At 67.7% G+C, this 9,544-nt stretch carries 9 protein-coding genes and 1 rRNA gene; 2 read left to right on the top strand and 8 right to left on the bottom strand.

The features are described from left to right. From GSE44_RS20610 to GSE44_RS20600, 3 genes are all read right to left on the bottom strand, one after another. Positions 1-124 (bottom strand): 16S ribosomal RNA (locus GSE44_RS20610); the annotation flags it as partial. A 604-nt stretch (positions 125-728) separates the two neighbouring features. Further along, positions 729-1,715: a Bug family tripartite tricarboxylate transporter substrate binding protein gene (locus GSE44_RS20605; protein WP_159350713.1), complete on the bottom strand. Its 987-nt coding sequence runs from the start codon at positions 1,713-1,715 to the stop codon at positions 729-731. 118 nt (positions 1,716-1,833) lie between these two features. Continuing rightward, on the bottom strand, positions 1,834-2,754 hold the full coding sequence (locus tag GSE44_RS20600) for a LysR substrate-binding domain-containing protein (RefSeq protein WP_235924996.1): 921 nt from the start codon (positions 2,752-2,754) through the stop codon (positions 1,834-1,836). Between the two features lie 75 nt (positions 2,755-2,829). On the opposite strand from GSE44_RS20600, the gene GSE44_RS25375 reads away from it, so the two are divergent. Further along, positions 2,830-3,063: a DUF1127 domain-containing protein gene (locus tag GSE44_RS25375; RefSeq protein ID WP_201306155.1), complete on the top strand. Its 234-nt coding sequence runs from the start codon at positions 2,830-2,832 to the stop codon at positions 3,061-3,063. Between the two features lie 9 nt (positions 3,064-3,072). Here GSE44_RS25375 and GSE44_RS20590 read toward each other — a convergent pair whose 3' ends face one another. Next, positions 3,073-3,789 (bottom strand): S1 family peptidase, encoded by a 717-nt coding sequence (locus tag GSE44_RS20590; RefSeq protein WP_159350712.1) that lies wholly within the window; start codon positions 3,787-3,789, stop codon positions 3,073-3,075. A gap of 264 nt (positions 3,790-4,053) precedes the next feature. Between GSE44_RS20590 and GSE44_RS20585 the strand changes: the two genes are divergently transcribed. After that, positions 4,054-4,740: an ImuA family protein gene (locus GSE44_RS20585; protein WP_159350711.1), complete on the top strand. Its 687-nt coding sequence runs from the start codon at positions 4,054-4,056 to the stop codon at positions 4,738-4,740. A gap of 19 nt (positions 4,741-4,759) precedes the next feature. Here GSE44_RS20585 and GSE44_RS20580 read toward each other — a convergent pair whose 3' ends face one another. The 4 genes from GSE44_RS20580 to GSE44_RS20565 all read right to left on the bottom strand — a co-directional run bounded on the left by GSE44_RS20580 (position 4,760) and on the right by GSE44_RS20565 (position 9,447). After that, positions 4,760-7,018 carry a xanthine dehydrogenase family protein molybdopterin-binding subunit gene (locus GSE44_RS20580; protein ID WP_159350710.1) on the bottom strand — a complete coding sequence of 753 codons (2,259 nt, stop codon included), beginning with the start codon at positions 7,016-7,018 and terminating at the stop codon, positions 4,760-4,762. A gap of 12 nt (positions 7,019-7,030) precedes the next feature. Next, positions 7,031-8,050, bottom strand: coding sequence for an FAD binding domain-containing protein (locus tag GSE44_RS20575; RefSeq protein WP_159350709.1), 1,020 nt, complete (start codon positions 8,048-8,050; stop codon positions 7,031-7,033). Beyond that, positions 8,047-8,592, bottom strand: coding sequence for a (2Fe-2S)-binding protein (locus GSE44_RS20570; RefSeq protein WP_159350708.1), 546 nt, complete (start codon positions 8,590-8,592; stop codon positions 8,047-8,049). The genes GSE44_RS20575 and GSE44_RS20570 overlap by 4 nt, the downstream gene beginning before the upstream one ends. A 159-nt stretch (positions 8,593-8,751) precedes the next feature. Further along, entirely contained in the window at positions 8,752-9,447 is a 696-nt protein-coding gene (locus tag GSE44_RS20565) for a GntR family transcriptional regulator (RefSeq protein WP_159350707.1), read from the bottom strand. Positions 9,448-9,544 lie beyond the last annotated feature (97 nt).

Here is a 9,544-nt window from a genome sequence, read left to right as displayed (position 1 = left end):
CACCTCTGGACATGTTCCTACGCGTTACTCACCCGTCCGCCACTGACATTGCTGCCCGTGCGACTTGCATGTGTTAAGCATGCCGCCAGCGTTCACTCTGAGCCAGGATCAAACTCTCAAGTTCATCCATGCCTCGACCCGAAGGCCTCAACACTTCAGAGGGACCCTAACCAAAACTCCACTCGCTCACTTCTACTACCCGTAACCCTCGCCCGTGACATCGGCTCAAGATCCGCAGCACTGGCCACGCATCCCTCCCCAACACCATCACCAGCCCAAAAGATCGCCCAGCCACCCCGTCACCAGAGCCGCCAAACCATCCCCAGACCAAGGCAAGAGCATAAAAACTCTTCTCGTCTTCAGGAAAACAGATACAATTGTGAAGGAGCAAACAAGCAAAGGCCCCGGGTTCCCCCGGCTGGGCAAGCCCAACCTCTGCCTGAAACCACCACCGAAGCGCGGCGGGTCAACGTATCTAGCGGCTCAACACCGCTACGTCAACCCCTCCAAACCGCCCCAGCCCGGGTCACCAAGGCGCCCCAAGGCGCCGCCGGTGTGGGGCGGCTTATATGGGGGGCTCGCAGACCCGTCAAACCCCTTTTTGGATGGTTTCGTGATTTTCCGCAGGCGTCACGAACCCGGCTGACATCGGGTGGATCGGGCCCGCTTTGGAGTTGGCGACGTGCCCTGAAGGGACGCCGGGCGGCGCTCCCTTCCCAGAGGCGTGCTTAGCTGTCCGCCCGAATGTTGGCGTTGCGAATCACGGCGCCCCACTTTTCGATCTCCCGGTCGAGGAAGCGGCGCGCCGTGTCCGGATCGGAAGCCACCACATCGGCGCCCTGCTCTTCGATCTTCTGGCGGACCTCCGGCTCCTGCACGACCTGCCGGATGGCTGCGCTCATCCGCTGCTGGATCGGTTCGGGGGTGCCGACACGGCCCAGCAGCATCCACCAAGTCGGAGCCTCGAAGTCGCCCACCCCCTGCTCGGCGAAGGACTTCGCCCCGGGCACATGGCGGGATTCCGTGCGGGTGGTCACGCCCAACGGCCGCAGGACGCCGCTCTTGATGTGCTGGCTGATGACCACGACGTTCGACATGAACAGCGGGACATGCCCTGCCACCGCGTCCTGCGTGGCCGGACCACCGCCGCGATAGGGCACATGGGTGATCCGGAAGTCGCCCTTCTGCTGCAGCAGGGTGGTGGCCACATGCGCCAGCCCGCCGACGCCCGAGGTCGCGTAGTTGATCGTGTCCGGCGCCTTCTTCGCCGCCTCCACCACATCCTGATAAGTGCGGTAGGGCGTGGATTCATGCGCCACCAGCGCCAGCGGGCCGGTCGCCACCAGGCTGACAGGCGCGAAGGCTTCCAGCGCCTTGTAGGGCAGGCGCATCACTGTCTGGTTCGTCGCCTCGGTGTCATAGGCGAGCATCCAGGTGTAGCCATCCGGCGCCGCCCTCGCGGCCTCGCCAGCGCCGATCGAGCCGGAGGCGCCGCCGCGGTTTTCCACAATGACGGGACGGCCGAGCACCTCCGCCAGGCGGGGTTGGAAGATCCGCGCCACCACATCGGTGGAGCCACCCGGGGGCCAGGGAACGATGAGGCGGATCGGCCGGTCCGGCCAGATGCCTTGTGCGCGCAGGACGGAAGGCATGGCGAGGCCAGCGGCGGTCGCCACGATCAGCCCACGCCGGCCCGTATTCGGGCTTCGGATCATGCTGTGCTCCTTGAACGTCACCCAACCGCCTGTTCCGGCGGCCCGGCACAGCTTCAACGCTGGTTCCCTGCGGTGCAACCCATTCCGCAGATGGAGCGGGGAGCAGACGGGAAGAGGTTCAGGCCGCGCGGGCGGCGGTGCCGGGCTGGCTACGGAAGCCATTGCGCATGTGGCTCGCCAATGCCTCGGCCGCGGCACCGGGATGCCGGGTCATGGCGATCTCGAGGTCCGGCAGGTCCGGCATGCCGTCCTCCGCCCCCAACAGGCGAAGACCGGTTGGAAGCGCCCTGGAAAGTCCCACCGTCACACCCAGCCCCGCCAGCACCACCGCATGGGTGCCGGTCTGGGAAGCCGAGGAATAAGCCATGCGCCACGGCATCCCGGCGCGCCCCAACGCATTGGTGGCCGCGATCCGCCAGCTGCAGCCGCCATGGGAGAGAACGAGCGGCAGCGGCCGCATGAGATGTGTCTGATGCGCCGCGGAGCCCACCCAACGCAGGGGCCCCCGCCAGAGGGTTTCCACCTGCACCCCCGGCGCCTCATTGCCGCCGGAGAAGAGGGTGATGTCCAACTCCCCCTTGTCGAAGCACTTCAGCAGGTCGTTCGAGGGCAGGCAGACCACCTCCACTTCGGCGGCGGGATGCGCCTCGGCGAAGCCGGCAAGGATCTCGGGCAACCAAAGCAGCGCGTAGTCGTCAGGCGAGCCCAGGCGGATATGGCCCGAGATCTCCGGCGTCCGGAAATTCGTCACGATCTCGTCATGCATGGCCAGCAGGCGCCGCGCACGGTCCAGCAGCCAGAGCCCGTGCGGAGTGGGGCTGAGGCCGCGCGGACCGCGCAGCAGCAGGGGCTTGCCCAGCGCCTCCTCCAGCCGTCGCATCTGCATGGACACCGCGGATTGCGTTCGCCCGACGCGCAGCGCGGCGCGGGTGACGCTGCCGCCTTCAGCCACCAGCACGAAGGAGCGCAGCAGGTCGGGGTCGAGACCGACAGGGATGGTGATCATGGCGGCATCAGCATTGCTGATGCGGAACTTCAAAACAACTCGTTTCCCTTATGACGGTATCGAGCCGATCTTCCCTCTTGCGACACCACCCAGAGAGGAATCGCAGCCATGTCCGGTCACGCCATCCACAGCGGCCCCTGCATCCGGGAGACCGCCTCCGTCACCCGCCGCATCCCGGCCTCCGGCTGGCTGACGATGCTCGCGCGCATGCTCCGCGCCATCGAGGAACGCCGAATTCTGGCCACCCTCGATGACCGGATGCTCTCCGATATTGGGGTGAACCGGTTGGAGGCGGATCGGGAGGCCGGCCGCGCACCCTGGGACATTCAGTCGCGGGTCTGAACCCATCGCTCAAATGGTACTGAGGCGCCTCGCCTCCTCCATCACCTGACGGATGGAGAGGATGAAGACCCGGCGGTCCCGGCCATGGGCCAGGCCGCCGAGATCCATCCCGGTGATCCAGGCGAGGGCGCTCGCGGCCTCGCCATCCGGCAGGGCCGAGACGAGGCCGCGCAACCGGCCATCCGTTCCCACCACAGGCCCTCCGGAATAGCCCATCAGCGCTGCCATCCGAGCGGTGAAGGCGCGGCCGAAGCCGGGCAGGATCGCATCGGGAATTTCCACGACGCCGGCAGCGACCCCGGGACCGATTCCGGGCATGCCAGCGGCCCAGACGGAATCCCCTGCCTCCACGGCCTGGGAACAGTGGGCAGCAGGGGCGAGAAGCCCCTCCCCATCTCCCAGGATGGCCAGATCCATCCGCGGGCTGTGCGCCAGCACGGGCACGCGCCGCGCGGCGGCGCCATCGCCGCGCCGCAGCCAGGCACGGGTGGCGCCATGCGGCAGGGCGTGGACGGCGCAGGCTACCCTTCCCGGCGCCACGGCCACCGCCGAACCGAGCAAGGCCCCCGCTCCCCCTGCCCCGTCCGAATGCAGCGCCGCAAAGCCGGTGCCGACGAGCGACGCCACCGGCGTGCCCGCGGAATCCTCCATCGGCAGGCCGGTACAAGCCGAAAGGACGCAGGCCGAGGGCGGCAGCGAGGCGAGAAAGGTGCGGCGCGGGATCATTGGGTGGCTGGGCCTCCGCTCACGGAACCTGCTGGATCAGCCGGACGCTTCACCAGGAAGTTCCCGATGCAGGCGGAACGGCGCAGCCATGGAGCGTGCGGCCCAAACAAGAACATAGTATGAACGAGCATGCCCCCTGATTCGCCCCCCCGGCCCCGTCCCGATCCCGTTCCTGACCCTTTCCCGCAGGGCCTGGAAGAGGCTCGTTACGACTCCACGGGAGACGGCGAGTCGTCGCCAGGCGGGTTGGATCGCCGAGCCGTCATGGCCGCACTGCGAGCCCGGGTCGCTCGCCTCGAGCGCAGCGGGTTAGGCGAGCGGGAGGAACCGCCTGCCATCCCTCTCTGCCCCGAGATGGACCGCGCGCTTCCCGGTGGCGGGCTGCCGCGCGCGGCGCTGCATGAGATCCTGTCGGATGGCGCGGGGGCAGCGATCGGCTTCGCGGCGCTGCTGATGGCGCGCTCGGGCGGCACGGTTTTCTGGATCGCGCGCGATCCCGATCCCTGGCCGCCCGGGTTGGCGCGCTTCGGGCTTCCGCCCTCCCGCCTGATCGTGGCGCAGCCAGGCAATCATGTGGACGCGCTCTGGGTGACGGAGGAGGCGCTGCGCTGCTCCGCCGTGTCGGCCGTGCTGCTGATGTCGGAGCGGCCGGATGCCACGGCGATGCGCCGCCTTCAGCTGGCGGCCGAAACGGGCGGCGGGATCGGGCTGCTGCTGCGGGAGTCGGATGAGGATGAAGGGCCGTCGCTCGCCACCACGCGTTGGCACGTGACAGGGCATGCCGGCGGGTCGATGCACGATCTCGGCGATCCGCAATGGCGGCTGGAGCTGCTGCGCTGCCGTGCCGGGCGGCCGCAGAGCTGGCATGTCACCTGGCGGGCCGGGATGGAGGCCCTGGTGCCGGATGAGGAGGTACGGGAGGAAGAGCCGAGACGCGCCCGCCGCCGTTGAGCAGCGGGCGCATTACGGATCAGGCGGCTTCCTTCTCCCCGATGATCTTATCTACGGTGATCGGCAGGTGCCTGATGCGCTTGCCGGTGGCATGATACACGGCATTGGCGATCGCCGCCGCCGTGCCGACGATACCGATCTCGCCCAGCCCCTTCACGCCGAGCGGGTTGATCTTGTCCTCATGCTCTTCGACGAAGATCACCTCTATGTCGTGGATGTCGGCATTCACCGGCACATGATATTCGGCGATGTTGTGGTTCATGAAGCGGCCGAGATTGTGGTCCATCATGGATTCCTCGGTCAGCGCCATGCCGATGCCGAAGACCACGCCGCCCAGGATCTGGGAGCGCGCGGTCTTGGGGTTCAGGATTTTCCCCGCGGCCACGGCATCCACGATGCGCGTCACGCGCACCCGGCCCAGCTCCTCATCCACTCGCACCTCCGCGAAGATGGCGGAATGGGTATAGGCGGCGTAGCGCAGCTGGTTGATCCGGCTCGGCGCCGCCGTCTCCTCCGCTTCGATCCGGTCCACCCCGCCTGCCCGCATGGTGTCCTGGATCGTGACGTAGCGGGAGGGATCGGCCATCAACTCCATGCGCCCGCCGCGGAAGGCCACGCGCCCTATATCGGCATTGGCCAGCGGCGAAGCATCCATGCCGCGGGCATATTTGAAAAGCGTCTCCCGCACCGCATTGCAGGCGACATGCACGGCCGATCCTGCGGAAGCTGCGGTCCAGGAACCGCCCTCCACCGGTGACATAGGCAGGGAGGAATCGCCGATCCGCGCCGTCACCTTCTCCATCGGCAGGCCCAGCGCATCGGCCGCGATCTGGGTGAGGATGGTATAGGTGCCGGTGCCGATATCGGCGGTGGCGGTGCCCACCTCCAGCCTTCCGTCGATGGTCAGGGTGGCGCGGGCGGAGGTCTTCTCCATCATCGCCTCCCACATACCGCTCGCCATGCCCCAGCCGATCAGTTCCCGCCCCTCCTTCATGGAGCGCGGGACGGGATTGCGGCGGGACCAGCCGAAGCGCTCGGCGCCGAGCTGATAGGCGGCGCGCAGCTCCTTGCTGGTGAAGGGCTTGCCGCCGCCGCCCTCAGTCTCGGCATAGTTCCTCAGCCGCAGCTGCAATGGATCGATCTGCAGCTTGTAGGACAGCTCGTCCATCGCGGATTCCAGGGCGAACATCCCGGTGGGCGCACCCGGCGCGCGCATGTCGCCGGGAGTGTAGGTGTCGATCTGCGCCAGCTTGTAGGTCGTGGTGACGTTGTCGCACCGGTACATCATCGCCGACCAGCTGACGACTGACTCCTGGTAGTCCTCGAAGCGCGAGGTGCAGCCGATCGCGTCATGCCGGATCGCCTGCAGCGTTGCATCCGGATTGGCGCCGATGGCCATCTCCTGCAGCGCATCGGGGCGGTAGGTGAAGGTGAACATCTGGTCGCGCTCCAGCATCACCCGCACCGAGCGCTGCAGCTCCAGCGCCGCCATAACCGCCAGGAAGAGCTGATATTGCGGCCTTAGCCCTGATCCGAAGGCACCGCCGACGAAGGGCGACAACACGCGCACATCGTCGTTCGACAGGCCGAAGACATGGGTGATGTAGGATTGCGTGTTCTGCACGCCCTGGATCTTGTCATAGACGGTGATCTTCCCGTCTCCCTCCCACACCACGGTGGAGGCGTGCATCTCCATCGGATTATGATGCTCGATGGCGATCCGGTAGGATTCATCCACCTTGAATGGCGCCGCGCCGATGGCGGCCTCGGCATCGCCGCGCGGCGGGGGCGGCGCCATGCCGGAGCGGGTCTTGGGCGGCTTATAGGCCTTCTCCCGCAACTTCCCGAGATCCGTCTCGTGCGGCTCCGTCTCATAGGTCACGCGGACGAGGGAGGCGGCATAGCGCGCGATCTCGAAATCCTCCGCCACGACCAGCGCGATGGGTTGGCCGCTATAGAGGATCTTGTCGTCGTAAAGCGGGCGGAAGGGCGTGCCCGGCGGCGCCACCTCGTCCTGATAGGCCTTGGCACGCCAGGCGGTGCGCGGCCGGTTCTGGTGGGTGAAGACCTGGATCACACCCGGCACGGCCATTGCCGCCTTGGTGTCGACGCTCCTGATCCGCCCCCTCGCGATGGCGCCGGAGACGACATAGCCCACGGCAAGGTCCGGCGCCGTGTACTCGGCGGCGTAGCGGGCTTCACCCGTCACCTTCAGCCGCCCGTCCACGCGGTTGCGCGGAGAGCCGACATGGGTTTCGTGCATGGAGGTCTGCTGCATGGTCCGGCCCTCCTACTGGATGCGCTTGTCGGTCTGGGACTGCGGCGTGCCCGCGGCGGCCTGGGACAGGGCGCGGATCACGGCGCGCCGGGCGAGCTCGATTTTGAAATCGTTGCCGCCATAGCCCTTCGCGCCCAGCAGGATGCGGTCCGCCACCGTCTCGAAGACCATCCGGTCCGGTGCCTTGCCGCGCAGCATCACCTCCGCCTCCGGCACCCGCCAGGGCTTGTGCGCCACGCCGCCGAGCGCGATGCGGGCCTCCACCACCTTGTCGCCATCCATCTCCAGCGCCGCCGCCACCGAGACGAGGGCGAAGGCATAGGAGAGGCGGTCACGCAGCTTCAGGTAGGTGTAGTTCTTCGCGAAGCGTGCCTCGGGAAGCTCCACGGCCAGGATGATCTCATCCGCACCGAGATTCGTGTCCTTCTCCGGCGTGTCGCCAGGCAGGCGGTGGAAATCGGCCAAGGGGATGTCGCGCTCGCCCCGCGGCCCGGCCACCTTCACCACCGCTTCCAGCGCGGCCAGCGCCACCGCCATGTCAGACGGATGGGTGGCGATGCATTTGTCGCTCGTGCCCAGGATTGCGTGGATGCGGTTCACCCCGTCCTTCGCGGGGCAGCCGGTACCCGGCTCCCGCTTGCTGCAGGGCACGGCAGCGTCATAGAAATAGTAGCAGCGTGTGCGCTGGAGCAGGTTGCCGCCCGTGGTCGCCGCGTTCCGCAGCTGGGCCGTGGCACCGGCCAGGATGGCGCTCGAGAGGAGCGGATAGCGCTCCTGCACCCGCGTGTCATAGGCAGCCGAGGTGTTGCTCACCAGCGCGCCGATGCGCAGCCCGCCCTCCCCCGTCTCCTCGATGGATTTCAGCCCGGGCAGGCGGGAGACGTCCACGAGATGCGTGGGCCGCTCCACATTGTACTTCATCAGGTCGACGAGGTTGGTGCCACCGGCGATGATCTTCGCCGCGGGGCTGGATGCCACCTCGCGCAGCGCATCCGCCACGCTGCCGGGGCGGGCATAGGAGAAGCGGTTCATTTCGCCGCCCCCTTCGCCAGCACATCCTCAATGGCATCGACGATGTTGGTGTAGGCTCCGCAGCGGCAGAGATTGCCGCTCATCATTTCGCGGATCTCCTCACGGGTCTTCGCATGGCCTTCCTTCAACAGCCCCACCGCCGAGCAGATCTGGCCCGGGGTGCAGTAGCCGCATTGGAAGGCGTCATGCTCAATGAAGGCCTCCTGCATCGGGTGCAGCGTGCCGTCCTTCCCGGCCAGCCCCTCGACGGTGGTGAGTTCGCTGCCATCCTTGGTCACGGCCAGGGCCAGGCAGGAATTGATGCGTTCCCCGTCCAGCAGCACGGTGCAGGCGCCGCATTGCCCGTGATCGCAGCCCTTCTTCGTGCCGTAGAGGGAAAGGTCCTCCCGCAGCAGGTCGAGCAGCGTCGTCCAGGGGCGGACATGCAGCGCACGCCGCTCCCCATTGATGGTCAGGGTGATCGGGATTTCATCCGGCAGGCCCTTCGGCGGGCCAGCATCCGGCGCGAAGCCCTGCCGGGCCAGGAATTCGAGGTCAGCCATGGCGGTGTCCTGCTGAAGCGCTTGGGCACCGGAGGTCGCCCGGCGGGTGCCGGAACCGACAGGTCACGCGGGGATGGCCCCGCCATTTCCCGTGTCGGAGCCTCCGTTCCGTGGCCAGGAAACGGGGAATGCCGGAGGCGGTTGCGGTTAGCCGGTGGGTCAGCCCGCCTGGCGGCCCAGATCGGACCCGACGAAGGCCCCCGTCCGCTCGTAATGCTGCGTCAGCAGAGCACTGGCTGCCTCGGCCTCACGGTTCAGCGAGGCACGGGCGATGGCGGCATGCTCGGCCGCCACGTCCCGGTCCGGATAGGCCATGGTATTGGCCAGGGCCCGGTAGCGCTGCGCCTCCTCGCGCAGCCGGTCGCAGAAGGCCAGCAGCGGCGGCGCCCCGCAGGCGGCCAGCAGCACCTGGTGGAAATGCCGGTGGCAGGCTTCCCATTCCGGGTTGGTGGCGAAGCGGTGCGGGTCCAGGGATCGCGCCACCCGGTTCAGCCGATGCTCCGCCAGCACCACTGAATCCTCCCAGGCGGCATCGCCCTGCCGGATGGATTCCCGCAGCGCGGCGCATTCGGCCAGAACCCGGCTGCGGATTAGACCCTCCAACTGGCAGGGCGCCGCCGCCGCCACACGGAAACCGCGATGCTCCAGCCGCTCCGCCAGCCCCTCCGCCGCCAGCTTCGACAGAGCCTCCCGCATGGGGGAAGCCCCGGCGCCATAGCTTTCCGCCAGGTCGCGCAGCTTCAGCTTCAGCCCTGGCGGCAGCCGGCCTGACAGGATGTCCTCCCGCAGGCGCCGGTGGACGCTGGTGGCAAGGGTGGGGTCGCGTCCTTCGGAGAGGAGCGTGGCATCAGGCATGGCCGCTCATATTCGGCAATCAAACCAAGGGGGCAAGCCTTTGCGACGATCCGGATTGACCCGGAAGGAATTTCGACAAAATCTGCTGCCGAATCCT

The organism is Muricoccus harenae (assembly GCF_009848505.1).
GTDB classification, from domain to species: Bacteria; Pseudomonadota; Alphaproteobacteria; order Acetobacterales; family Acetobacteraceae; genus Roseomonas; species Roseomonas harenae.
This window is presented reverse-complemented; position numbering and strand designations above follow the sequence as displayed.